This window comes from Streptomyces araujoniae (genome assembly GCF_050871195.1).
Classification (GTDB): domain Bacteria; phylum Actinomycetota; class Actinomycetes; order Streptomycetales; family Streptomycetaceae; genus Streptomyces; species Streptomyces bacillaris.
Map to the genome: position 1 here is coordinate 763,158 of NZ_CP194070.1, position 23,522 is coordinate 786,679.

A 23,522-nucleotide genomic window follows, 5' to 3' on the forward strand; every position below is an offset into this window, starting at 1 on the left:
GAGGAGTGCATCGGCCGGTATACGGGGCAGGCGAGCGCAGAACCACGCAAGCCCGAGAAGGGACGCAGACCGTGGCACCACCCAGGATTCTCGTCGTCGGCGCCGGCTTCGCAGGTGTCGAATGTGTACAACGGCTGGAGCGCAGGCTCGCTCCGGGCGAGGCCGAGATCGCGCTCGTCACACCGTTCTCGTACCAGCTCTACCTGCCGCTGCTGCCCCAGGTGGCCTCCGGCGTGCTCACCCCCCAGTCGGTGGCGGTCTCGCTGCGCCGCAGCCGCCGCCACCGCACCCGGATCATCCCCGGCGGCGCGATCGGCGTGGACACCAAGGCCAAGGTCTGTGTCATCCGGAAGATCACGGACGAGATCGTGACCGAGCGCTACGACTACATCGTGCTGGCGGCCGGCAGTGTGACCCGGACCTTCGACATCCCCGGGCTGCTGGACCACGCGCGCGGGATGAAGACGTTGGCCGAGGCGGCGTACGTACGCGACCACGTCATCGCCCAGCTCGATCTGGCCGATGCCAGCCAGGACGATGCGGAGCGGGCCTCCCGGCTCCAGTTCGTCGTGGTCGGCGGTGGCTACGCGGGCACGGAGACGGCCGCCTGCCTCCAGCGCCTGACCACCAACGCGATCCGGCACTACCCGCGGCTGGACCCGAAGCTGATCAAGTGGCATCTGATCGACATCGCACCCAAGCTCATGCCGGAGCTGGGCGACCGGCTGGGGCGCGCCGCCCTGGACGTGCTGCGCAGGCGGAACATCGAGGTGTCGCTCGGCGTCTCGATCGCGAAGGCCGCCGCCGAGGAGGTCACGTTCACCGACGGCCGGGTGCTGCCCTGCCGGACGCTGATCTGGACCGCCGGGGTGGCCGCCAGTCCGCTGATCACCACGCTGGGCGCGGAGACCGTACGCGGCCGGCTGGCCGTGACCCCGCAGATGCGGCTGCCGGGGGCGGACGGGGTGTTCGCGCTCGGGGACGCGGCGGCGGTGCCCGACCTGGCGAAGGGCGACGGGGCGGTCTGCCCGCCGACCGCCCAGCACGCCATGCGCCAGGGCAAGGTGATGGCGGACAACCTGATCGCCTCGCTGCGCCGTCAGCCGCTCAGGGACTACGTCCACAAGGACCTGGGGCTCGTCGTGGACCTCGGCGGCAAGGACGCGGTCTCCAAGCCGCTCGGCGTCGAGCTGCACGGGCTGCCCGCGCAGGCGGTGGCGCGCGGCTACCACTGGTCGGCGCTGCGGACGAACGTGGCGAAGACCCGGGTGATGACGAACTGGCTGCTCAACGCGGTCGCCGGGGACGACTTCGTACGGACCGGGTTCCAGTCGCGCAAACCGGCGACGCTGCGGGACTTCGAGTACACGGACGCCTATCTGACGCCCGAGCAGATCAAGGAGCACACGGCGTCGGCGACGATCAAGCACTGAGCACCGGCTCCGAGCCGCGCCCCGTCCCCCGGGGCGCGGCTCAGCGCTGTCGTGCGAGGACCGTCTCCACCGTGTCGGCCTCCAGGGCCGTCTTGTCCTCGCGGTAGCGCAGGACGCGGGCGAAGCGGAGGGTGACACCGGCCGGGTAGCGGGTGGAGCGCTGGAGCCCGTCGTAGGCGATCTCCACGACGAGTTCCGGGCGTACGGTCACGACGTGTCCGTCCTCGCTGGTCGCCAGCTCCCGCAGCTTCTCGGTCTGCCACTCCAGCAGGGCGTCGGTGAGCCCCTTGAACGTCTTGCCGAGCATCGCGAAGGTGCCGTCGGGGCGGCGGGCGCCCAGGTGGAGGTTGGAGAGCCTGCCCGTGCGCCGCCCGCTCCCCCATTCGGCGGCCAGCACCACCAGGTCCAGGGTGTGCACCGGCTTGACCTTCAGCCAGGAGGCGCCTCTGCGGCCCGCGCTGTAGGCGGCGGCCAGGTCCTTGACGACGACGCCCTCGTGGCCGCGCTCCAGGGTCTCGGCGAGGAACGTCTCGGCGGCCCGGCGCGCCGCCGCGTCCGCCGGGTCGGGGACGAGCGTGCGCCGGACCCGCAGGGGCTCGGGGACCAGCCGGGCCAGGGCCGCGTGGCGCTCGGCGAAGGGCAGGTCGAGCAGGTCGACGCCGTCGGCGGAGAGGGCGTCGAAGAAGACGGGCACGACCGGTACGCCGGCGGCAGCGGCGGCCACGTCCCGGCGCGAGCCCACCCGGGAGGCGGTCTCCTGGAAGGGGCGCGGCCTGCCGTCCTCGCCCAGGGCGATCACCTCGCCGTCCAGGATGAACCGCCCGGCGTCCAGCGCGGCCACGGCGGTGACGAGTTCGGGCAGCCGGTCGGTGATGTCGTCCAGGGTCCGGGTGTAGGCGCGGACCCGGTCGCCGTCCCGGTGGACCTGGACCCGGATGCCGTCGAGCTTCTCCTCCACCGCGCAGGGGCCGAGCCTGTCGACGGCCTCGGTGACCGAGGCGGCGGTGTGGGCCAGCATCGGCTGGACGGGCCGCCCCACGGTGAGCCGGAAGGCGGCGAGCGCGCCGGGTCCTTCCGCCAGGAGGGGCCGGGCCACCTCCGGGAGCGATCCGGCGAGCATCACGGCCCGGCGGACATCGGCGGGCGGGGCCTCGGCGGCCCTGGCCAGCGCGTCGGCGGCGACGGCGTCCAGGGCGCCCTGGCGGACCTCCCCGGTGAGCAGGGCCTTCAGGAAGTGCTGCTCGTCGGCGGTGGCGGCGGCGAACAGGGCCCGCAGCCGCTCGCGCCGCCGGGCCTGGGAGCCGGTGCCGGAGATCGCGGCCAGGGCGGTCAGCTCGGCGTCGACCCCGGTGACGGTGAGCGTGGGCTCGGCGGCGGGTTCGACGGGGTCGCCGAGGGAGCGCCAGCCGACGCCGATCCGGCCCTGGGGCAGCCGTCCGGCGAGGTACGGGATGACGACGGGGACGTCCTCGGGTCCGGCGTCCCGGAAGAGCGCGGCGAGGAGCGCCACCTTCTTGGACCGGGCGGAGGTGGCGGCGACCTCCAGGGAGACCTGGGCGAGCTCGGCGAGCAGCATGCGGCCATGGTGCTACGGGCGGGGACGGACCGCCCGCCGAAGAGGCACGGGGCCCACAGCCCGCCGAGGAACCACGGGACGGGCCGCCCGCCGGGGAGGCGCAGGACTCACCGCCCGCCGGGGAGGCGCGGGGCGTACCGCCCGCGCGTGACACGGCCGGCGCGTCATATGAAGTTGAGGGCGGCCGCCGCCCCCACGCCCCCGAGCACCATGAACGCGGGCATCAGGACCTTCATCTCCACCCAGCTGCCGGCCCGGAACCGCATGAACTTCGGCGGGCCGAGCGGGTACCAGCGCTTGCCGGCGATCGGGAGCGGCCACAGGATCGGGCAGCCGGAGACCGTCAGCGCGTCCCCGATGTCGTGGACCAGGGCGCCCAGCACGATGGGCAGCCCGAGCCACATGTACTCCTGTCCGGGGGCGTCGAAGAGCCAGTTCGCCCCGTGGCCGGGCTGGTCCAGGACGCCCGCGAGGATCCAGGCGCTGGTGGCGCCGAGCAGCCAGACCAGGATGTCGCTGGAGACCCGGGCGGCCCTCCAGAGCAGTCCCTCGACGGCCAGCACCAGGTGGACGAAGAGGATCGCGAGGACCGCCCAGCGTCCGCCGGTGACGGCGGCGAAGGAGCAGCCGGCGCCCATCAGGGCGGCGAAGAACCAGGTGTGCGTGAGGGTGCGGTGGCCGCCGGTGCGGCGGGGGTCGGCCTTGCTCTTGGTGGCCTTGTAGACGCCGTAGGAGATCTTGTCGGTGATCTCGCAGAGTGTCTTGGAGATGGGACCGAAGGCCCGTGAGATGGTCGCGGCCTTGTGGTCGAGGTCGGGGGCGAGGGCGGCTCCCGCGCTGATCAGCGCCCCGACGACCAGGACGGGCCACGGCATGGTGTGGCCCGTGGCGGCGGCCGCCGCGCCCACCCCCAGCCAGGCGGCTGCCCCTGACAGAGAGTGTGCCGGTCCCATCATGGTCGCTTCCGCCCCCAGTTCGGCATGGGCCCATCACCGGTGCGGCGCGGGCTGGTTGAGTGCGCAGCGTATCGCCCATGATCTTGGTGGTGCCCGCCGGTTCCCTCATCCGGTCCGAAGACAGGCAAGATGGGGGCGTGACCCTCATCGACCAGCTGCCGCAGACCGCCGACCCGGACGCCCTTTTCGAGGCCTTCTCGTCATGGACCGAGAGCCAGGGCATCACGATGTACCCGGCTCAGGAGGAGGCGCTGATCGAGGTGGTCTCCGGGGCGAACGTGATCCTGTCCACCCCGACCGGCTCGGGCAAGAGCCTGGTGGCGGCGGGGGCGCACTTCACCGCGCTGGCCCAGGACAAGGTGACCTTCTACACCGCGCCGATCAAGGCGCTGGTCTCGGAGAAGTTCTTCGACCTGTGCAAGCTCTTCGGCACCGAGAACGTCGGGATGCTGACCGGTGACGCCTCGGTCAACGCGGACGCCCCGGTGATCTGCTGCACGGCCGAGGTGCTGGCCTCCATCGCGCTGCGCGACGGGAAGTACGCCGACATCGGCCAGGTCGTGATGGACGAGTTCCACTTCTACGCCGAGCCGGACCGGGGCTGGGCGTGGCAGATCCCGCTGCTGGAACTGCCGCAGGCCCAGTTCGTCCTGATGTCGGCGACGCTCGGTGACGTCTCGATGTTCGAGAAGGACCTGACCCGCCGCACCGGCCGCCCCACCTCCGTGGTGCGCTCCGCGACCCGCCCGGTGCCGCTGAGCTACGAGTACCGCTTCACGCCGATCACCGAGACGCTGACCGAGCTGCTGGACACCCGGCAGTCGCCGGTCTACATCGTGCACTTCACGCAGGCGGCGGCCGTCGAGCGGGCGCAGTCGCTGATGAGCATCAACATGTGCACGAAGGAGGAGAAGGAGAAGATCGCCGATCTGATCGGCAACTTCCGCTTCACCACCAAGTTCGGCCAGAACCTCTCCCGTTACGTCCGCCACGGCATCGGGGTGCACCACGCGGGGATGCTGCCCAAGTACCGCCGCCTGGTGGAGAAGCTGGCCCAGGCGGGGCTGCTGAAGGTGATCTGCGGTACGGACACCCTGGGCGTCGGCGTCAACGTCCCCATCCGTACGGTGCTGTTCACGGCGCTCACCAAGTACGACGGCACCCGGGTGCGGACCCTGCGGGCGCGGGAGTTCCACCAGATCGCGGGCCGCGCCGGGCGGGCCGGGTTCGACACGGCCGGGTTCGTGGTGGCGCAGGCCCCCGAGCACGTCATCGAGAACGAGAAGGCCGTCAAGAAGGCGGGCGACGACCCGAAGAAGAAGCGCAAGGTGGTCCGCAAGAAGGCCCCCGAGGGGTTCGTGGCCTGGTCGGAGTCGACGTTCGACAAGCTGATCCAGTCCGAGCCGGAGCCGCTGACCTCGCGTTTCCGGGTAACGCACACGATGCTCCTCGCGGTGATCGCGCGCCCGGGGAACGCCTTCGAGGCGATGCGGAGCCTGCTGGAGGACAACCACGAGCCGCGCCGGGCGCAGCTGCGGCACATCCGCCGGGCCATCGCGATCTACCGTTCGCTGCTGGACGGCGGGGTGGTGGAGCAGTTGGAGACCCCGGACGCGGAGGGCCGGATCGTCCGGCTCACGGTCGATCTCCAGCAGGACTTCGCGCTGAACCAGCCGCTGTCGACGTTCGCGCTGGCCGCCTTCGACCTGCTGGACCCCGAATCGCCGTCGTACGCCCTGGACATGGTCTCGGTCGTCGAGTCGACGCTCGACGATCCGCGGCAGATCCTGGCGGCCCAGCAGAACAAGGCGCGCGGCGAGGCCGTGGGGCAGATGAAGGCCGACGGGGTGGAGTACGAGGAGCGGATGGAGCGGCTCCAGGAGGTCACGTACCCCAAGCCGCTGAGCGAGCTGCTGTGGCACGCCTACGACGTGTACCGCCGGAGCCACCCGTGGGTGAGCGACCACCCGGTCTCGCCGAAGTCGGTGATCCGGGACATGTTCGAACGGGCCATGACCTTCACCGAGTTCACCTCGCACTACGAGCTGGCCCGGACCGAGGGCATCGTGCTGCGGTATCTGGCGAGCGCCTACAAGGCTCTGGAGCACACGATCCCGGACGACCTGAAGTCGGAGGACCTGGAGGACCTGATCGCCTGGCTGGGCGAGATGGTCCGCCAGGTGGACTCCAGTCTGCTGGACGAGTGGGAGCAGCTGGCCAACCCGGAGGTGGAGACCGCCGAGGAGGCCCAGGAGAAGGCGGACGAGGTCAAGCCGGTCACGGCCAACCCGCGCGCCTTCCGGGTGCTGGTGCGCAACGCGATGTTCCGGCGCGTCGAGCTGGCCGCGCTGGACCGGGTACGGGACCTGGGCGAGCTGGACGGCGACTCCGGGTGGGACGAGGACGCGTGGGGCGAGGCCCTGGACGCGTACTGGGACGCGCACGAGGAGATCGGCACCGGTCCGGACGCGCGCGGCCCGAAGCTGCTGAAGATCGAGGAGGACCCGGCACACGGGCTGTGGCGGGTCTGGCAGGCGTTCGCGGACCCGGCGGGCGACCACGACTGGGGCATCCAGGCCGAGGTGGACCTGGCGGCGTCCGACGAGGAGGGCCGGGCGGTCGTCCGGGTGACGAAGGCCGGCCAGCTGTAGGACACCCCCAACGGCACATGGAGAGGCAGCGCATGACGAATCCGGCCGAGCGCCTGGTGGACCTTCTCGACCTGGAGCGGATCGAGGTCGACATCTTCCGCGGCCGCAGCCCCGAGGAGTCCCTGCAACGGGTCTTCGGCGGGCAGGTCGCGGGCCAGGCCCTGGTTGCGGCGGGGCGCACCACCGACGGGGAGCGCCCGGTGCACTCGCTGCACGCCTATTTCCTGCGCCCGGGGCGCCCCGGGGTGCCGATCGTCTACCAGGTGGAGCGGGTGCGCGACGGCCGCTCCTTCACCACCCGCCGGGTGACGGCCGTCCAGGAGGGCCGGACGATCTTCAACCTGACGGCCTCCTTCCACCGCCCCGAGGAGGCGGGCTTCGAGCACCAGCTGCCGCCCGCCCGGATCGTCCCGGACCCGGAGGAGCTGCCGACGGTCGCCGACGAGGTGCGCGAGCACCTGGGCGGGCTGCCGGACGCTCTGGAGCGGATGGCCCGCCGCCAGCCCTTCGACATCCGGTACGTCGACCGGCTGCGCTGGACGCGGGAGGAGATCAAGGACGCCGACCCGCGCAGCGCGGTGTGGATGCGCGCGGTCGGCCCGCTGGGCGACGACCCCCTGGTGCACACCTGCGCGCTGACGTACGCGAGCGACATGACGCTCCTGGACGCCGTCCGCATCCCGGTGGAGCCGCTGTGGGGCCCGCGCGGCTTCGACATGGCCTCCCTGGACCACGCGATGTGGTTCCACCGGCCGTTCCGGGCGGACGAGTGGTTCCTGTACGACCAGGAGTCCCCGATCGCGACGGGCGGGCGGGGTCTGGCCCGGGGCCGGATCTACGACCGGTCGGGGCAGCTGCTCGTGTCGGTGGTGCAGGAGGGGCTGTTCCGGCAGCTGAACGGATAGTTCCGTTCCGCAACGCCCTATTTCACCGGTGGAGTTGGGCGTATCCGCTGACCGGCGGATGATGGACCGGCACACTGTTGGGGTGTCGAACTACGCAGAGCTGTTCCTGGCCGACGGTACGGCGGTCCGCTTCGAGCTGACCGCCCCGGAGGCGTCCCGGCCGGACCCGTCGGAGGAGCCCGGGGAGCCGGTGGACGATCTTCCCGAGGGCATGGGACGCAGTGTCCCGGTGGCCCGGGGGCGCCGGGGCGTGGCCGTCCTGGCAGCGGGTGCGCTGCGCACCGCGCTCCAGCCGCTCGGGCCGCTGATCCAGGAGGTCCATGACGCCGTCCTGTCCGCGGACCGGCCGCCGCAGGAGATCAACGTGACCTTCGGTATCCAGGTGGGCGGCGATCTGAAGCTCGGCGTCGTGACCGGCGCCGGCCAGGCCCACCTCACCGTCTCCGCGACCTGGCAGCCGACCGGGCCGACGGGCTGACGTGGACTGGTTCACCGCGCCCGGCCCGTCCGACTCGGCCGATCCGCAGCGTTTCGTGGTCTCCCTGCTGCGCGCCGACGACAGGAAGACGGCGGGCGCCGGGCTGATGCTGGCCGCCGGGCACCTGCTGACCTGCGCCCATGTGGTCAACGACGCGCTGGGCCGGGACATGTTCGCCGCCGGGCCGCCGCCCCGGGGCACGGTCATGGTCGTGGTGCAGGGGGCCACCAGTACCCGCAGGTACGCGAGCCGGGTGACCCACTGGGTGCCGCCCCGGCGGCTCGACGGGCTAAGCCCGGTCCGCGAGGAGGCGGACCAGGAGTGGCTCGGAGACCTCGCGGTGCTGCAGCTGGAGATGCCGAGGTCCGAGCGGGTGGTGGTGCCGAAGCGGAGGCCGATGGCGGAGGGCCAGTCGCTGCGCGCGTGGCACGCCACCAACCTGCGCAGTTCGTTCGCCGATGTCCGGGTGAAGACGTGTGACGATGTGATCGGGTACGTGGACGGTGAGCCGATGGGTATGCCGATCGGCCCCGCCTACAGCGGGGGGCCGGTCTGGTGGGGTGCGGAGCGCGCCGTCGTGGGGATCGTCGCGGCCCACATCATGCCGCCCGCGGACCCCGCCACCGGCCGCCCGTACGCCTACAGCACCCAGCACATCGCGCGGCGGAGCTGGTGCATCCCATGGCAGCGTGTGGAGGACGAGCTGCGGGCGGCCGGGGCAGGCGAACTCTTCGATCCGGTGCGGCCGGCGCCGGAGGACGATCCGTTGGTGGAGGCGCTGGCGGAGGTGATCGAGAGGGCCCTGCCCTCCCCAGAGCTGCGGACAGACGCGGGCCGTGCGCTGGCGGAGCGGTTCGGCCTCTACGCCCCGCGGGACGGTTCGGCACCGACTCCAGGAGAGTTCGCGCGGCTGCTGGTGGGCGAGGAGCGCGCGATCGCCGCGCTCACCGAGGTGCTGCGGCAGGACCGGGGCGCCGTCAAGGGTCTGCTCGCGGTCGGGCAGTTCTCCCCCACGTACCGCCTCCTCTCGCCCCGGGAGCACCGCAAGCTGCACACGCTGCTGGACGCGTTGCCGGAGCAGGTGCCGGCCCGGCTGCCGGAGATGGTCCGCGCCGCGCTGCCGCTGGCCGCGCCGCTGCCGGTGGGCCCAGGGCCGGCGGGCACCGATGCCCTGTTGGACGCCTTGGAACGCCTTCAGGGGGACAGCCGCAACAGCGCCGACGACAAGGACGTGCGGGTGCCGGCGCTGCTGCGAGTGGTGGAGTTCGTCGCGGTGCTCGGGTCGTCCGCGCACCGCGCCGAACTGCGGCTGTGGAACGACGGCGTGGCCGCCCGGCTGGGGATATCGAGGTCCGCGCTGGGCGAGCGGCGCTCGGACGCCGTGGAGTGGGCGGCGGCGACCGCCGCGACGGGCGGGTCCGCCCGGCTGCTGGCCCATGTCGTGCGGGCCAACGGGGACCGGTTCCGGCTGCGCGTCTGGTGCGACGAGGGGGCGGGGCCCCGGCAGGTGCCGTCGGACGGCGCGGCGACCTACTCGGGGACGGAGGCGGCGGGCGAACTGCTGCGGGTCCTCGAATCCTTGCACCGCGACGAGCACGAGGGGCGGCGGCCGCTGGTCGAGGTCCTCGTCGACCGGGCCGGGCTCGATCTGCCCATCGACGAGTGGGAGTGGTTCGAGCCGGACGGTGTGGTGCCCGGGGTCCTGGGGGCCGAGTACCCGGTGGTCGTCAACTGCCCGGAACTCCTCCGCCGCAACAAGCGTTTCCTTCTTGACTGGCGGCGCCGCTGGCGTCAGCTGGACACAGGCACGGCGCTGCGGTTCGACGACGCGGCGGCCCGACCCCGCGAGGTCTACGCCACCTTGATGGACCGGCTCGACGCGGTCCGGGTGTCCGTCGACGTTCCCGCTCGCCCGCGTGACGAGATCGTTCAGGTGTGTCTGGCCATGGGGGTGCCGGTCGTGGTGTGGGACCGGAGTGGGAGCGGCGGGTCCGCCGCCGTCGAGCACATCTCCCGGGTGGAGACCCGGCGGCTCCCCGAGGGCGTGCGGTCCTACCGGGCCAAGTCCGTGCACGGTCCCGAGCAGTTCCCCGGCCGCCCGGTGCTGGCCTGGGCCGACGCCGACCGGACCGTACCGCAGCTCCAGCTGTCCGAACCACAGGAGACCCGATGAACACACCGACGGCCGGGGACTGGCGGATCTTCCGGGGTGACGGCGTCCGACGCCGGGTGGCGATTCCCGAAGCGCCACCGTGGCGCCGGTTCTCCACGCCGGAGCGGGCGCGCGGGCCACTGCCGTATCTCATCTCCCCCGAGCACGCCGACGTGGTCAACGCCGCCCTGCATCTGCGGCGTCCGTTGCTGGTGACCGGCCCGGCCGGGACGGGCAAGTCGTCCCTGGCGCGGGCGGTCGCCCATGAGCTGAGCCTGGGGACGGTGCTGCGGTGGCCCGTCAACAGCCGCTCCAACGTGCAGGACGCGCTCTACCAGTACGACGCGATCGGGCGGCTGCGGGAGACCACGCGGAGCAGGGACCAGGGCGAGGCGGAGCCCTCCATCGGCGGCTTCATCCGACTCGGCCCGCTCGGCACGGCGCTGGTGCCGGGTTCCTCGCCACGCGTCCTGCTCGTGGACGAGATGGACAAGGGCGATGTGGACCTCCCCAATGACCTGCTGACCGTGTTCGAGGAGGGCTTCTTCGACATACCGGAGCTGGTCCGGCTGCCCGAGGACCAAGGGAGCGTGGAGGTGCTGACGGCCGACGGGGAGGGGACCGCGACGGTGGAGGGCGGCTGGGTGCACTGCACGGAGTTCCCGGTGGTCATCATCACCAGCAACGGTGAGCGGGACTTCCCTGCGGCCTTCCTGCGGCGCTGCGTCCGGCTGGATCTGCTGGTGCCGGACGAGGAGCAGCTGCGGGCCATCGTCGCCGCGCATCTCGGCGCGGAGGCGCTGCGGGAGACCGATGATCTGCTCCAGGCGTTCCTGCGGCGTCGGGCCCCGGGTGAGCTCGCCACCGACCAGTTGCTCAACGCCGTGTTCCTGCGCGGCAGCGGCGTGGACCTGGACGCCGAGGGGTTGCTGGACGCGGTACTGCACCAGCTGTCGGGGACCGTCTGACGATGTCCGGGGAGGGGGCTGCTGACGGGACCGCGAGGGAGGAGGCGGACGACGCGCTGGCTTCCGTGCTGCGGGTGTTACGGGGCACCGGGCACGAGCTCGACCCGCAGCAGGTCCTCGACGTGCTGTGGCTGGCCGGGCGGCTGCCCCCCGGCCCGGAGCTGCCGCTGGCCCGGATCAGGGCGGCTGTGCGGGCCGGTTCCGCTCCGGCCGGGGACGAGGCCGTCGCCCGCGGGCCCGTCACGGGCGGCGCGTCGGATGCTTCCGGCACCCCGGCCGAACCGCCGAGGCCGACCGCCGAGGCCGACCGGCCGGACCTGGACGCACCCGAGCTGTTCGCCGCGCCGCCGCCCGCATCGGCCCGCCCCCAGCCGCCACCGTCCCGCTTCCCCACGGTCGGGCCCCGCTCCGACGACCGGTCCGCCTTGCCGTTGCGCGTACCGGAGTTCAAGGGTCTGGCCGACGAGCTGGCGCTCGGCCGCGCGCTGCGCCCACTGAAGCAGAAGCGGCCGAGCCGGTGGCGGCGGCAGCTGGACGAGGCGGCGACCGCCGCCATGGTGGCGGAGACCGGGCTGCCCGACGTCGTGACGCGGCCGGCCCGCGAGCGCTGGCTCGATCTGGTGCTCGTGGTCGACGACGGCCTCTCGATGCTGTTGTGGCACCGGTTGGCGGGAGATCTGCGGACGATGATGCAGCGGCTCGGCGCGTTCCGCTCCGTCCGCTTCTTCGGCCTGGACACCCGGGCGTCCAACCCTCCGGTGCTGACCGGCCGCCCCTTCGACCCCAGCAGCGGCCGGATGCCGGCGACGGTTGTCACCGACCCCTCGGGCCAGACCCTGATCATGGTGGTCAGCGACGGGATGGGGGCCGCCTGGCGCCAGGGTTCCGCGCACGACGTGCTTCAGGGCTGGGCGCAGGCCGGTCCGGTGGCCCTCGTCCACGCACTGCCCCCGCACCTCTGGGAGGGGTCGGGCATCCAGGCGGAGCGCTGGCAGGCGACCACGCACCGGCCCGGCGGTGCTGGTACCGCGTGGGAGATCACCGACTCCGTGCTGCCCACCGGCCTCGCGGACTTCTCCGGCGTCCCCGTCCCGGTGCTGGAGCCCTCTCCGGCGGCCGCCCGGGACTGGGCCCGGCTGCTGACCTCACCGGGGACGACGGTGGAGCTGCCCCTGCTGGCACGGCCCAGCCTCGAGGCGGCGGTCGGCCCGCCGGGTGCGGCGGGCGAGGTGCAGTCGTTCCGGGACGCGGCGACCCCCGGGGCGTACCGCCTCGCCGCCCATCTGGCCGCCGTCTCACCGGTCTCCGTGCCGGTGATGCGCCTGGTGCGGTCGGCCGTCCCGTGGCGGGCCGGAACGGGGGACCTGGCCGAGGTGTTCCTCGGCGGGCTGCTCCGGCAGGTGGAGGCACCGGTGCCGGGACCACTGCCCGCCCAGCACCGGATCTTCGACTTCGACGAGGAGGTACGGGGGGCCTTGCTGGACACCGTGCCGCGCGCGGAACTGCTGCGCACCAGCCGGGACATCGGACGTTCGCTGGAGCGGCTCGCGGGCCGTTCGCCGGACTTCCCGGCCTGGCTGGCGCACCCCGGCGGCACGGAGCGGCTCCCCGCCGCCTTCCGCTCGTTCACGGTCGTGGAGCAGCGGCTGCTGGCCCGGTTCGGGGTGACCCTGCCACGCCGGGCGGAGGGGTCCGCGGGTCTCGCGGAGGAGCCGGAGCCGCCAGAGCCCGGAGGCTGGGATCGGCTGCTGGACTCCGATCCCGAACGGCTGGGCCCCTACCGGTTGCTGGGCCGGCGGGCGGGGCGGCGTACGGTCGTCTATCTCGGCCGGGACACCCATGGGGGGAACGCGGCCGTGCGGGTGGCCCGGCCGGACCTGCCGACGGGCTCGGCGCAGCTCCTGGCGACGGAGGCGGAGGCGCTGCGCCGGCTGAACGGCCGTTATTCCCCCGCTCTGCTGGCCACCGGGCTCGACGACCGGCCCGCCTGGATCGCGGTGCAGCTGGTGACGTCCGGCACCGACCAGGCACGGGCGCCGTTGTTGCGGGACCTGCTCCAGGAGGTGCCGCCGGGCCGCCAGTCGGCCCTGGACCTCCTGGGCAGCCTGACGCTGGGCTGGCAGCTGGCCGATGCCCTCAGCCTCTGCCATCTGCACGGGCTCGTACCCTCCCGGCTGACCGCCGACCGGGTCCTCGTCACCGGCCGTTCGGTGTCGCTGGCCGGGCTCTCGGACTGCGCCGTGGACGGTGAGTACGCCGGAGGGGGCCCTGCGCCGACGGAGGCAGGCAGCGTCCGGGAGCTGGGCGAGCTGCTGCGGCTGATCAGCACCAAGCGGACGCCGGTACTGCACAGCTCGCAGGGGATGCAGCTCTGGCAGGGCGATTCCTGGCAGCCGCTGCGCGACCAGGTGGTGCACTGCCTGGAAACCGACCCGGCCCGGCGGCCTTCCGCCAGTGAGACGGCCGGCGTGCTGGCGCGGTACGTCTCGATGGTCTCGCAGCGCGTGCCCGATCCCTACGGCCCGGCCACCGACACGGAGAGCCCGCCGGACACACCGCGTCGGCCACTGGTCGAGCCGGGGCCGCCGGACCTCCACCCCGGTGGGCGAGCGCTCGGTCTGACGGCGGTCCGGCGGCGAGGCAGGCACCGGCTGCTGGTCGAGCGTACGTCCCGGCCTCTCGCGTACGGCCGTCGGATCACGCTGATCGGAGCGGAACGGTCGTGCGGGCGGTCCACCACGACCCATGCGCTGGGCGCGGTCATCGCCACCGTGCGCGGCCGACCGGTGCTGGCGCTCGACGGGGCTCCGGATATCGGCCAGGTGTACTCGCGGCTGACCGGCCGGAATCGGGCCACGGTCCGCAGCCTGACGACGCTTCCGCTCAACACCCCGTACGAGCGGGTGCGGTCCTTCACCACCCCGCTGCCCTCGGGACTGGAGGTGCTGGCGCACAGTGCCTTCGGGACCGGCGCCGGTCCCGCGTATCCGGACGAGTACCGCCGGGTGCTGGAGATCACCGATCCCCACTACCCGGTCGTCCTGACCGACTGGGCCTCACCCCGACTCGGGCCACCGGCGCGGACCGTGCTGGACAAGACGGATCGACTGGTCATCTGCTGCACCACCGACACCGGCTCGCTGACCGCGGCACGCGAGACGCTGGACGCCGTGGAGGACCTGGGGTATCCAGCGCTGAGCGGCGATGCCGTGGTGGTGGCCACGCGGCTCAGCGGCACGGGGGCGGTGGGCGCCTCCGAGGCGCAGGTGAGGAAGCAGTTCCCCGCCGCGGGCGGGCCGGTCCTCGTCCCTTTCGACCCGCATCTCTCGGGCGCGGGTGTGGTTGAGGTGAGAAGGATGCGCTCCCGTACGGTCATGGCCTTCCTGGAGCTCGCCGCTCGCGTGGTGGACGCTGAGTGACGCGGATGCTCACGTCCCCGGCAGCGTGTCCTGCTCCACCTCGTGGCGGCGGGTGCGGATGTCCGGGGGCGGCGGGTGCAGTTTGGCGTCGCAGGACGGGCCGAGGCCGGTGCGGCGGGAGTCGGCGCCGGTGAGGGGGCGGCCGCAGAGGCGGCAGCGGATCAGCCGGCGGGACGGGGCGTCGCCGGGGTGCTCCTCGCGGCCGAGTGCGGGCAGTGGTTCGGGGAAGGGTTCGGAAGACTGCACGGGGGAGATCCTTCCTCATCGGGGGCCGTAGCGGCCCCGGCCGGTGCCCCCCGGTGACTGTTCCGCCCGAAAGGACCCCGTACCCCATGACCGAGATCGTCCATGTGAGCGCTCCCGAGCTGGTCACGTACGCCGATGAGATGGCCGAACTGCTGATGGAGACCGTCGAGGAGGGCTCCTCGGTGGGGTTCCTGGCGCCGCTGGAACGGGAGGCGGCGGCCGTCTGGTGGCGGGCGCGGGCGGCGGCCGTGGAGAGCGGGGAGGTCTCCATCTGGATCGCCCGCGAGGGGGGCCGGGTCGCCGGGACGATCGCCCTGGTCCGGGCGCCGCTGCCGAACGCCCGGCACCGGGCGGAGGTCGCCAAGCTGATGGTGCGGCCCTCGGCGCGGGGACAGGGGCTCGGGCGGGCGCTGCTGGCGGCGGTGGAGGAGTTCGCCGCGAGGGAGGGCATCACGCTGCTGATCCTGGACACCGAGAGCGGCAGCCTGGCCGAGCAGGTGTACTGCAAGGCGGGGTGGACGGAGGTCGGCTCCGTGCCGGGATACGCGGCCGATCCGGCGGGCAGCCTCAAGCCGACCACCTTCTACTACAAGGAGCTCACCGGGCCGTGAGCGGCAGCCGGGGAGCGGCACAATGAGCACCACACGCGATGATCAGGGAGAGAGCTTCATGACGCTGCACGACATTCCGCTGCGCACCCTCACCGGCGAACCGACCACCCTGGGCGCCTGGAGCGGCCGGGCCGTCCTGCTGGTGAACGTGGCGTCCAAGTGCGGGCTCACCCCGCAGTACGAGGGCCTGGAGCGGCTGCAGCAGACGTACGGGGACCGGGGGCTGACCGTGCTCGGCGTGCCCTGCAACCAGTTCGCGGGGCAGGAGCCGGGGAGCGCGGAGGAGATCCAGACCTTCTGCTCGACGACGTACGGGGTGACCTTCCCGCTGCTGGAGAAGGTCGACGTCAACGGGGCCGACCGGCACCCGCTGTACGCGGAGCTGACGAAGCTGGCCGACGCGGACGGGGAGGCGGGGGACGTCCAGTGGAACTTCGAGAAGTTCGTGATCTCCCCGGCCGGTGAGCCGGTGGCCCGGATCCGCCCGCGCAGCGAGCCGGAGTCGACGGAGGTCGTGGCGGCGATCGAGGCGCAGCTGCCCGGCTGAGTGCGGGTGTGAAGGAAGGGGGCCGTCCTGGACGGCCCCCTTCCTTCACGGCCTGTCGGCCGGCGGACCGGCTCCTGTCCGGCGGGCCGCTAGCGGATCGGCATGCCCGACAGTGTGCGGGCGATCACCAGGCGCTGGATCTCGCTGGTGCCTTCGAAGATGGTGTAGATCGCCGCGTCCCGGTGCATCCGCTCGACCGGGTACTCGCGGGTGAAGCCGTTGCCGCCCAGGATCTGGATCGCCTGGGCCGTGACGCTCTTGGCGGTCTCGCTGGCGTACAGCTTGGACATGGAGCCCTCGGCCGAGGTGAACGGCTTGCCGGTGGTGGCCATCCAGGAGGCGCGCCAGACCAGCAGCCGGGCCGCGTCGATGCGGGTCCGCATGTCGGCGAGCTGGAAGGCGATGCCCTGGTTGTCGATGATCGGGCGGCCGAACTGGCTGCGCGTCTTCGCGTAGTCGAGGGCGACCTCGTAGGCGGCGCGGGCGGTGCCCACGGCCATGGCGCCGACGGCCGGGCGGGAGGCCTCGAAGGTGGCCATCGCCGCGTTCTTGACGCGCTCGCCGCCCGCCTTGGCGCGCTCCCGGGCGCGGGCGAGGCGCTCGTCGAGCTTCTCCTTGCCGCCGAGCAGGCAGTGGCCGGGGACGCGGACGTCCTCCAGGACCACCTCCGCGGTGTGCGAGGCGCGGATGCCGTGCTTCTTGAACTTCTGGCCCTGGGAGAGGCCGGGGGTGGCGGGCGGCACGATGAAGGAGGCGTGGCCCTTGGAGCCGAGGCCGGGGTCGACGACGGCGACGACCACGTGGACGTTGGCTATGCCGCCGTTGGTCGCCCAGGTCTTGGTGCCGTTGAGCACCCACTCGTCCTTGGCCTCGTCGTACACGGCGCGGGTGCGCATGGAGGCGACGTCGGAGCCGGCGTCGGGCTCGGAGGAGCAGAAGGCGGCGACCTTCACGTCGTTCGCGTCGCCGTACATCTGCGGGATCCAGGTGCCGATCTGCTCCTCGGTGCCGTTGGCGAGGACGCCGACGGCCGCCAGGCCCGTACCGACGATGGAGAGGGCGATGCCCGCGTCGCCCCAGAACAGCTCTTCCATGGCCATGGGGATGCCGAGCCCCGTAGGGTCGAAGAACTGCTGGGCGTAGAAGTCGAGGGAGTAGATGCCGACCTTGGCCGCCTCCTGGATGACCGGCCAGGGCGTCTCCTCACGCTCGTCCCACTCCGAGGCCGCGGGGCGGATCACGTCCGCCGCGAAGCCGTGCAGCCAGTCACGGACCTGCTTCTGGTCGTCGTTGAGATCGAGCGTGAACTCGGCCATGTTCCCCTCCATGCACTGCCGTGAAAACCAAGCGTTACTTGCGGTAACAGCAGTCTGTTACCGGACAGTAGCCGCTGTCAACCGCCCCGGTACTGATCGACAAGGGCGCCGGGCGTGGTGTTACGTTGCGCAGGCGCGAAGAAGCAGACGTGAAGAAATCGCAGGGCCAGGGGCGGGAGAGACGACATGGAGACCACGCGGAGCGCCGAACGACAGCGGACCGCGGCCGAGGCGCGCCGCCGGGAGCTGCTCGAAGCGGCGGACCGGGTGGTGCTCAGGGACGGCCCGCAGGCCTCGATGAACGCGATCGCGGCCGAGGCCGGGATCACCAAGCCCATCCTCTACCGCCACTTCGGGGACAAGGGCGGCCTCTACCGCGCACTGGCCACCCGCCACACCGACGCCCTCCTCAGCGCCCTGCGCGCGGCCCTGGACGCCCCTGCCGAACGCCGGGCCCGGGTCGAGTCCACGCTCGACACCTATCTCGCCGCGATCGAGGCCCGCCCCCAGGTCTACCGCTTCCTGATGCATCCCGCCGACGGGGCGGCCGACTCCGCCTCCCCCGCCGACGCGTCCCTCTCCCCCGAGCAGGGCTTCGACGTCGGCCGCCACTCCGCCCCGCTGCTGCGCCGCCTCGGCGAGGAGCTGGGCCAGGTGATCGTCGAGCGCGTGGACCTCGGGCCGGAGGGCGAGCAGATGGCGCGCATCTGGGGCCACGGCATCGTCGGCATGATGCACGCGGCGGGCGACTGGTGGCTCGCGGACCGGCCGTGCTCCCGCGAGCGGCTGGTGCGCAGCCTGGCGGACCTGCTGTGGGGGCGGCTGACGGAGGCGGGCGACCGGGACGTGAAGGGCGGCCCGGGGTTCTGAACCGCCCGCGTCCCGTGCGGTGATCCGCCGCCTCCCGCGTACAGCAAATCCAGTGCGGCGGTCCGCCGCCTCCCGGGTACGGCACATCCCGTGCGGTGGTCCGCCGCCTCCCGGCCACGGCGGCAGCCCGGGGGTTCCGTGGGCCGCGGCCCCGCCCTCAGCCCTCGGCCCCTGACCTTCGGGCCCACGGCGCGCGGCGGGCCGCGCGCAGGGCCCGGGACCGGCGCAGCCCGGTCAGCCGGTCGGTGTAGACCGTCCCCTCCAGGTGGTCGCACTCGTGCTGGAGGCACCGGGCGAACCACCCCGTCCCCGCGATCCGCACCGGCTCCCCCGTCATCGTCAGCCCCTCGACCACCGCGTGGTCGAAGCGTTCCGTGCCCGCTTCCAGACCCGGAAGTGACAGACAGCCCTCCGGTCCGCGTACGGTAAGACCGTCCGCCTCGACCAGTTCGGGGTTGACGACATGTCCCAGGTGACGGACGTCGTCGTCGTCCGGGCAGTCGTAGACGAACACCCTGAGCGGGACGCCGATCTGGTTGGCGGCGAGCCCGACGCCCTGCGCGGCGTACATCGTGGCGAACATGTCCTCGACCAGCCGCGCGAGCGACGGGCCGAAATCCGTGACGTCCTCACAGGCGCGGTGGAGCAACGGGTCGCCGAGCAGACTCATCTCACGGACGAGTCCGGAACTGCCGGGGATCGGGCGGTTTCGCATGCGGGCAAGCGTACGTTCCGCCGGCACCGGGGAGTTCCCGTGGTGCCGCGGTGCGGTCGCCGCGGCGGACATCGATAGGCTGGGCGCGGACCGATGCAAGGAGGATCTAGGACGATGGCAGGCAACACGGAGCCGTTGTCGCCGCGGGCCAAGCTGGCCGTGACGGCGGGCAAGGCCGCGGCGGCGGTGTCACGCGCCGCGGGGCGGGGCAGCGGATCGGTGATCGGCGGCCGGGTGGCGCTCAAACTCGACCCCGACCTGCTGGGGCGGCTGGCGCAGCACCTGGACGTGATCCTCGTGTCGGCGACGAACGGCAAGACGACCACCACACGGCTGATCGCGGAGGCGCTGCGGGCCGCCGGGCCCGTCGTGTCGAACGCGCTCGGCGCCAACATGCCCGCGGGCATCACCTCGGCGCTGGCCGGCGGCTCGGACGCCAAGTTCGGGGTGATCGAGGTCGACGAGAAGTATCTGGCCGGGGTTGCCCGGGACACCACCCCCAAGGCGATCGCGCTGCTCAACCTCTCGCGCGACCAGCTGGACCGCGCGGCCGAGACCCGGATGATGGCCGAGCACTGGCGCGAGGGGCTCTCCGGCTCCAAGGCCGTGGTCATCGCCAACGCGGACGACCCGCTGGTCGTCTGGGCGGCCTCCTCCTCGCAGAACGTGGTGTGGGTGGCGGCCGGTCAGGCGTGGAAGGACGACGCCTGGTCCTGCCCGTCCTGCGGCGGTGTGATGCAGCGCCCCGGCGACGACTGGTTCTGCGGGCAGTGCGGCTTCCGCCGTCCCGCCCCGAGCTGGGCGCTCAACGGCGACTACGTCCTGGACCCGCACGGTTCGGCCTGGCCGATCCACCTCCAGCTGCCCGGCCGGGCCAACAAGGCCAACGCCGCCAGTTCGGCCGCCGTCGCCGCCGTCTTCGGGGTGCCGCCGCAGGTCGCCCTGGAGCGGATGTACCAGGTGCAGGCGGTCGCGGGGCGTTACGACGTCGTGAACTTCCAGAACCGTGAGCTGCGGCTGCTGCTGGCGAAGAACCCGGCCGGCTGGCTGGAGACGTTCTCGCTGATCGACCCGCCGCCGACGCCGGTGATCCTCTCCGTCAACGCCCGCGGCGCCGACGGCACCGACACCTCCTGGCTCTGGGACGTGGACTACACCCAGCTGGCCGGTCACCCGATCTTCGTGCTCGGTGACCGCAAGCTCGACCTCGCGGTCCGCCTGGAGGTCGCGGGGCTGGACTTCCGGGTCTGCGAGAACCTCGACGAGGCCGTGCAGTACGCCCCGCCCGGCCGTATCGAGGTCATCGCCAACTACACCGCCTTCCAGGATCTGCGCCGTCGTGTCGGCAACTGACCCCGGCCCCGGCCACCTCCGGAGAGGACGAAGCATGAGCAACAACGGTCTGCGTCTGGTCTGGGTCTACCCCGACCTGCTCAGCACCTACGGCGACCAGGGCAACGCGCTGGTCGTGGAGCGGCGGGCCCGGCAGCGCGGTCTGGACGTGCAGCGCGTCGACGTGCGCAGCGACCAGCCGGTGCCGACGTCCGGTGACATCTATCTGATCGGCGGCGGCGAGGACCGGCCGCAGCGCCTCGCGGCGGAGCGGCTGCGCCGCGACGGCGGGCTGAGCCGGGCCGCCTCCAACGGCGCGATCATCTTCTCGGTCTGCGCGGGCTACCAGATCCTCGGCCACGAGTTCATCAACGACCTCGGTGAGCGCGAGCCGGGTCTCGGGCTGCTCGACGTGGTCTCGACCCGGGGCGAGGGCGCCCGGTGCGTCGGTGACGTGCTGGCGGACATCGACCCGCAGCTCGGCCTGGAGCCGCTGACCGGGTTCGAGAACCACCAGGGCGTCACCCATCTCGGCCCGACGGCGCGGCCGTTCGCCCGGGTGCGGTTCGGCCGGGGCAACGGCACGGGGGACGGCACGGAGGGCGCGTTCAACGACACGGTCTTCGGGACGTACATGCACGGTCCCGTGATGGCCCGCAACCCGCAGATCGCGGACCACCTGCTGAAGCTGGCCCTCGATGTGAACGCGCTGCCGCCCACCGACGACCGCTGGTACGAGGCGCTGCGCTCCGAGCGGATCGCCGCCGCGACACAGCCCGCGTGACGACCGCCCGATGAGGCGCTTCCCGCTCGGTTGAGCGGTGTCCGCCTGAGGGGTTTTCCGCTCGATCGAGCGGAGTCCAGCAGGCGGACGGCCGGTTCGGTCCCGCCACCCCGCGCCGGTAGGGTGGCGGGGATCCAACCGGACGACGTGGTCCGGTCGTCGACTTCACGTTGCAAAGGTTTCCGGGCCATGCGCATTGGCGTACTCACCTCCGGCGGCGACTGCCCCGGCCTCAACGCCGTCATCCGTTCCGTCGTGCACCGCGCGGTGGTGGACCACGGCGACGAGGTGGTCGGCTTCCACGACGGATGGAAGGGCCTGCTGGAGGCCGACTACCGCAAGCTGGACCTCGACGCGGTGAGCGGGATCCTGGCTCTCGGCGGCACGATCCTCGGTTCCTCCCGGGTCCAGCCCGCGCATCTGCGCGACGGGGTGGAGCGGGCCCGCGGCCATGTCGCGGACCTCGGCCTGGACGCCATCATCCCGATCGGCGGCGAGGGCACCCTCAAGGCGGCCAACCTCCTCTCCGAGGCCGGGCTGCCCATCGTCGGCGTCCCCAAGACCATCGACAACGACATCGCCTCCACCGACGTCACCTTCGGTTTCGACACCGCCGTCGGGGTCGCCACCGAGGCGCTCGACCGGCTCAAGACCACCGCCGAATCGCACCAGCGGGTGCTGATCGTCGAGGTCATGGGCCGCCACACCGGCTGGATCGCCCTGCACTCCGGGATGGCCGCCGGTGCCCACGCCATCGTCGTGCCGGAGCGCCCCTTCGACATCGACGAGCTGACCAAGCTGGTCGGCAAGCGGTTCCAGGCGGGCAAGAAGTTCGCCATCGTGGTGGTCGCCGAGGGCGCCAAGCCCCGCGAGGGCTCCATGCAGTTCGAGCAGGGCGTCAAGGACGTCTACGGCCACGAGCGGTTCGCCGGGGTCGCCACGCAGCTCGCCGGCGAGCTGGAGCAGCGGCTCAGCAAGGAGGCCCGCCCGGTCATCCTCGGCCACGTCCAGCGCGGTGGCACCCCGACCGCGTACGACCGCGTCCTGGCGACCCGGTTCGGCTGGCACGCGGTGGAGGCGGCGCACCGGGGCGAGTTCGGGATGATGACCGCGCTGCGCGGCACCGACATCGCGATGGTCCCGCTGGCGGAGGCGGTCGAGACGCTGAAGACCGTTCCGGCCGACCGGTACGCCGAGGCGGAGTGCGTGCTCTGACCTTCCGCGCCACGAGAACTGCCCCCGCCCGCGAACGCGGTCGGGGGCAGTTCTACGCTGTACCGGACAACCGGCACGAAACGGGGACGTGTCCCCATCGGGAGTGGACAGATGGATCACAGCGGGCACGGCATGAACATGGATCTGCCGCCGTTCACGCTGGGGCGGGGGCTGGAGCTCTCCGTGGAGCCGTTCTTCCTGACCGGCAGCCTCCTGGCGCTCGCCCTGTACGGGTACGGCGTGGTGCGGCTGCGCAGGCGCGGGGACGGCTGGCCGGCCGGCCGGATCATCGCCTTCACCGTGGGTGTGCTGAGCATCCTCCTGGTGATGTGCACCAAGCTGAACGACTACGGCATGGTCATGTTCAGTGTGCACATGGTGCAGCACATGGTGATCAGCATGCTCTCCCCCATCCTGCTGCTGCTCGGCGCCCCGGTGACGCTGGCGCTGCGCGCGCTGCCGCCGGCCGGGCGGGGGCGGATCGGGCCGCGTGAGCTGCTGCTGAAGCTGCTGCACAGCCGGTACATCAAGATCGTCACGCATCCGGCGTTCACGATCCCGATCTTCATCGCCAGCCTCTACGCGCTGTACTTCACGCCGCTCTTCGACCTCCTGATGGGCTCCAAGGCCGGTCACCTCGGGATGATGGTGCACTTCCTCGCCGTCGGCCTGGTCTTCTTCTGGCCGATCATGGGCGTCGACCCCGGCCCGCACCGCCCCGGCTATGTGATGCGGATGCTGGAGCTGTTCGCCGGGATGCCGTTCCACGCGTTCTTCGGGATCGCGCTGATGATGGCGACCACACCGATGGTGGAGACGTACAGCAATCCCCCGGCCTCGCTCGGTATCGACGCGCTCAGCGACCAGAACTGGGCGGGCGGTATCGCCTGGGCCTTCAGCGAGATCCCCTCCGTGCTGGTGCTGATCGCGCTGGTCTACCAGTGGTACCACTCCGAGCAGCGGGCCGCCCGGCGCTCGGATCGGGCCGCCGACCGCGACGGCGACAAGGAGCTGGAGGCGTACAACGCCTATCTCGCGTCATTGCAGGCGCGACAGTAGCGCGGGGGGCGCCCGCGGGGTGACCATGGGGTGAACGGCCGCGCGGCCGACGAGGAGGGTACGCGCATGTCCGGATCGACGAAGACCATGGGATATCTGACCGTCGGGGCTCTGGTGACGGTGACGGCGTACACGGTGGCACTGGGCAGCAGTGGCTGGCTCTGGTTCGGCTGGGTGGTGCTCGGTCTCTGCACCCTCGGCATGCTGGCCACCCAGGACACCTGACCGCGCGCTGCGCGGGCGGGCGGCCGGGGCCTGCACGGTACGCAGCCCCGACGTCGGCCCGGCA

General features: G+C 72.4%; 20 protein-coding genes. 15 read left to right on the forward strand and 5 right to left on the reverse strand.

From position 1 onward, the window contains the following. Positions 1-71 precede the first annotated feature (71 nt). Positions 72-1,433, forward strand: coding sequence for an NAD(P)/FAD-dependent oxidoreductase (locus ACQ9ZG_RS03035; RefSeq protein ID WP_109914086.1), 1,362 nt, complete (start codon positions 72-74; stop codon positions 1,431-1,433). Between the two features lie 40 nt (positions 1,434-1,473). Here the strand turns inward: ACQ9ZG_RS03035 and ACQ9ZG_RS03040 are convergent, their stop codons facing one another. Continuing rightward, entirely contained in the window at positions 1,474-3,009 is a 1,536-nt protein-coding gene (locus ACQ9ZG_RS03040; protein WP_499279839.1) for an ATP-dependent DNA ligase, read from the reverse strand. A gap of 164 nt (positions 3,010-3,173) precedes the next feature. Then, entirely contained in the window at positions 3,174-3,965 is a 792-nt protein-coding gene (locus ACQ9ZG_RS03045; protein ID WP_026238326.1) for a metal-dependent hydrolase, read from the reverse strand. A gap of 77 nt (positions 3,966-4,042) precedes the next feature. Here ACQ9ZG_RS03045 and ACQ9ZG_RS03050 point away from each other — a divergent pair, with 77 nt between their 5' ends. The 6 genes from ACQ9ZG_RS03050 to ACQ9ZG_RS03075 all read left to right on the forward strand — a co-directional run bounded on the left by ACQ9ZG_RS03050 (position 4,043) and on the right by ACQ9ZG_RS03075 (position 14,538). Continuing rightward, on the forward strand, positions 4,043-6,616 hold the full coding sequence (locus tag ACQ9ZG_RS03050) for a DEAD/DEAH box helicase (RefSeq protein WP_181398263.1): 2,574 nt from the start codon (positions 4,043-4,045) through the stop codon (positions 6,614-6,616). Between the two features lie 32 nt (positions 6,617-6,648). Continuing rightward, complete coding sequence (locus tag ACQ9ZG_RS03055; protein ID WP_109915681.1) at positions 6,649-7,521, forward strand: acyl-CoA thioesterase; 873 nt, start codon at positions 6,649-6,651, stop codon at positions 7,519-7,521. 82 nt (positions 7,522-7,603) lie between these two features. Beyond that, complete coding sequence (locus ACQ9ZG_RS03060) at positions 7,604-7,999, forward strand: CU044_2847 family protein (protein ID WP_109915680.1); 396 nt, start codon at positions 7,604-7,606, stop codon at positions 7,997-7,999. Between the two features lies 1 nt (position 8,000). Continuing rightward, on the forward strand, positions 8,001-10,172 hold the full coding sequence (locus ACQ9ZG_RS03065; RefSeq protein ID WP_499279842.1) for a VMAP-C domain-containing protein: 2,172 nt from the start codon (positions 8,001-8,003) through the stop codon (positions 10,170-10,172). Beyond that, complete coding sequence (locus ACQ9ZG_RS03070; protein ID WP_109914201.1) at positions 10,169-11,119, forward strand: AAA family ATPase; 951 nt, start codon at positions 10,169-10,171, stop codon at positions 11,117-11,119. The genes ACQ9ZG_RS03065 and ACQ9ZG_RS03070 overlap by 4 nt, the downstream gene beginning before the upstream one ends. Before the next feature lie 2 nt (positions 11,120-11,121). Next, on the forward strand, positions 11,122-14,538 hold the full coding sequence (locus ACQ9ZG_RS03075; RefSeq protein ID WP_499279844.1) for an SAV_2336 N-terminal domain-related protein: 3,417 nt from the start codon (positions 11,122-11,124) through the stop codon (positions 14,536-14,538). Positions 14,539-14,547: 9 nt separating this feature from the next. On the opposite strand, the gene ACQ9ZG_RS03080 is transcribed toward ACQ9ZG_RS03075, so the two are convergent. Then, entirely contained in the window at positions 14,548-14,784 is a 237-nt protein-coding gene (locus tag ACQ9ZG_RS03080) for a DUF6011 domain-containing protein (RefSeq protein WP_109915519.1), read from the reverse strand. Between the two features lie 86 nt (positions 14,785-14,870). Between ACQ9ZG_RS03080 and ACQ9ZG_RS03085 the strand changes: the two genes are divergently transcribed. Both ACQ9ZG_RS03085 and ACQ9ZG_RS03090 read left to right on the forward strand, forming a co-directional pair. Then, on the forward strand, positions 14,871-15,395 hold the full coding sequence (locus ACQ9ZG_RS03085) for a GNAT family N-acetyltransferase (RefSeq protein WP_028418918.1): 525 nt from the start codon (positions 14,871-14,873) through the stop codon (positions 15,393-15,395). A gap of 58 nt (positions 15,396-15,453) precedes the next feature. Beyond that, complete coding sequence (locus tag ACQ9ZG_RS03090) at positions 15,454-15,942, forward strand: glutathione peroxidase (RefSeq protein WP_018492556.1); 489 nt, start codon at positions 15,454-15,456, stop codon at positions 15,940-15,942. 89 nt (positions 15,943-16,031) lie between these two features. On the opposite strand, the gene ACQ9ZG_RS03095 is transcribed toward ACQ9ZG_RS03090, so the two are convergent. Beyond that, entirely contained in the window at positions 16,032-17,258 is a 1,227-nt protein-coding gene (locus ACQ9ZG_RS03095; protein WP_018492557.1) for an acyl-CoA dehydrogenase family protein, read from the reverse strand. 186 nt (positions 17,259-17,444) lie between these two features. Here ACQ9ZG_RS03095 and ACQ9ZG_RS03100 point away from each other — a divergent pair, with 186 nt between their 5' ends. After that, entirely contained in the window at positions 17,445-18,128 is a 684-nt protein-coding gene (locus tag ACQ9ZG_RS03100; protein ID WP_109915518.1) for a TetR/AcrR family transcriptional regulator, read from the forward strand. Positions 18,129-18,285: 157 nt separating this feature from the next. Here ACQ9ZG_RS03100 and def read toward each other — a convergent pair whose 3' ends face one another. Beyond that, the gene (gene def / locus ACQ9ZG_RS03105) at positions 18,286-18,843 is read right to left on the reverse strand and encodes a peptide deformylase (RefSeq protein ID WP_028418921.1); all 558 of its coding nucleotides are present in this window, start codon (positions 18,841-18,843) and stop codon (positions 18,286-18,288) included. Positions 18,844-18,957: 114 nt separating this feature from the next. Here def and ACQ9ZG_RS03110 point away from each other — a divergent pair, with 114 nt between their 5' ends. The 5 genes from ACQ9ZG_RS03110 (at position 18,958) to ACQ9ZG_RS03130 (ending at position 23,458) form a co-directional block, all read left to right on the forward strand. Beyond that, positions 18,958-20,196, forward strand: coding sequence for a MurT ligase domain-containing protein (locus ACQ9ZG_RS03110; protein ID WP_018492560.1), 1,239 nt, complete (start codon positions 18,958-18,960; stop codon positions 20,194-20,196). 34 nt (positions 20,197-20,230) lie between these two features. Next, on the forward strand, positions 20,231-20,959 hold the full coding sequence (locus ACQ9ZG_RS03115; RefSeq protein ID WP_018492561.1) for a type 1 glutamine amidotransferase: 729 nt from the start codon (positions 20,231-20,233) through the stop codon (positions 20,957-20,959). A gap of 189 nt (positions 20,960-21,148) precedes the next feature. Further along, entirely contained in the window at positions 21,149-22,174 is a 1,026-nt protein-coding gene (locus tag ACQ9ZG_RS03120) for a 6-phosphofructokinase (RefSeq protein ID WP_109915945.1), read from the forward strand. A gap of 111 nt (positions 22,175-22,285) precedes the next feature. Then, complete coding sequence (locus ACQ9ZG_RS03125) at positions 22,286-23,233, forward strand: cytochrome c oxidase assembly protein (RefSeq protein WP_109915947.1); 948 nt, start codon at positions 22,286-22,288, stop codon at positions 23,231-23,233. A 66-nt stretch (positions 23,234-23,299) separates the two neighbouring features. Then, positions 23,300-23,458 carry a hypothetical protein gene (locus ACQ9ZG_RS03130; protein WP_015607149.1) on the forward strand — a complete coding sequence of 53 codons (159 nt, stop codon included), beginning with the start codon at positions 23,300-23,302 and terminating at the stop codon, positions 23,456-23,458. Positions 23,459-23,522 lie beyond the last annotated feature (64 nt).

What these genes read in the sequence shown, in the direction of transcription:
- ACQ9ZG_RS03040 (WP_499279839.1), bottom strand. Translation starts at nt 3,009, where the DNA reads ATGCTGCTCGCCGAGCTCGCCCAGGTCTCCCTGGAGGTCGCCGCCACC.
- ACQ9ZG_RS03045 (WP_026238326.1), bottom strand. Translation starts at nt 3,965, where the DNA reads ATGATGGGACCGGCACACTCTCTGTCAGGGGCAGCCGCCTGGCTGGGG.
- ACQ9ZG_RS03050 (WP_181398263.1), top strand. Translation starts at nt 4,043, where the DNA reads ATGATCTTGGTGGTGCCCGCCGGTTCCCTCATCCGGTCCGAAGACAGG.
- ACQ9ZG_RS03055 (WP_109915681.1), top strand. Translation starts at nt 6,649, where the DNA reads ATGACGAATCCGGCCGAGCGCCTGGTGGACCTTCTCGACCTGGAGCGG.
- ACQ9ZG_RS03070 (WP_109914201.1), top strand. Translation starts at nt 10,169, where the DNA reads ATGAACACACCGACGGCCGGGGACTGGCGGATCTTCCGGGGTGACGGC.
- ACQ9ZG_RS03075 (WP_499279844.1), top strand. Translation starts at nt 11,122, where the DNA reads ATGTCCGGGGAGGGGGCTGCTGACGGGACCGCGAGGGAGGAGGCGGAC.
- ACQ9ZG_RS03085 (WP_028418918.1), top strand. Translation starts at nt 14,871, where the DNA reads ATGACCGAGATCGTCCATGTGAGCGCTCCCGAGCTGGTCACGTACGCC.
- ACQ9ZG_RS03090 (WP_018492556.1), top strand. Translation starts at nt 15,454, where the DNA reads ATGACGCTGCACGACATTCCGCTGCGCACCCTCACCGGCGAACCGACC.
- ACQ9ZG_RS03095 (WP_018492557.1), bottom strand. Translation starts at nt 17,258, where the DNA reads ATGGCCGAGTTCACGCTCGATCTCAACGACGACCAGAAGCAGGTCCGT.
- ACQ9ZG_RS03100 (WP_109915518.1), top strand. Translation starts at nt 17,445, where the DNA reads ATGGAGACCACGCGGAGCGCCGAACGACAGCGGACCGCGGCCGAGGCG.
- def (WP_028418921.1), bottom strand. Translation starts at nt 18,843, where the DNA reads ATGCGAAACCGCCCGATCCCCGGCAGTTCCGGACTCGTCCGTGAGATG.
- ACQ9ZG_RS03110 (WP_018492560.1), top strand. Translation starts at nt 18,958, where the DNA reads ATGGCAGGCAACACGGAGCCGTTGTCGCCGCGGGCCAAGCTGGCCGTG.
- ACQ9ZG_RS03115 (WP_018492561.1), top strand. Translation starts at nt 20,231, where the DNA reads ATGAGCAACAACGGTCTGCGTCTGGTCTGGGTCTACCCCGACCTGCTC.
- ACQ9ZG_RS03120 (WP_109915945.1), top strand. Translation starts at nt 21,149, where the DNA reads ATGCGCATTGGCGTACTCACCTCCGGCGGCGACTGCCCCGGCCTCAAC.
- ACQ9ZG_RS03125 (WP_109915947.1), top strand. Translation starts at nt 22,286, where the DNA reads ATGGATCACAGCGGGCACGGCATGAACATGGATCTGCCGCCGTTCACG.
- ACQ9ZG_RS03130 (WP_015607149.1), top strand. Translation starts at nt 23,300, where the DNA reads ATGTCCGGATCGACGAAGACCATGGGATATCTGACCGTCGGGGCTCTG.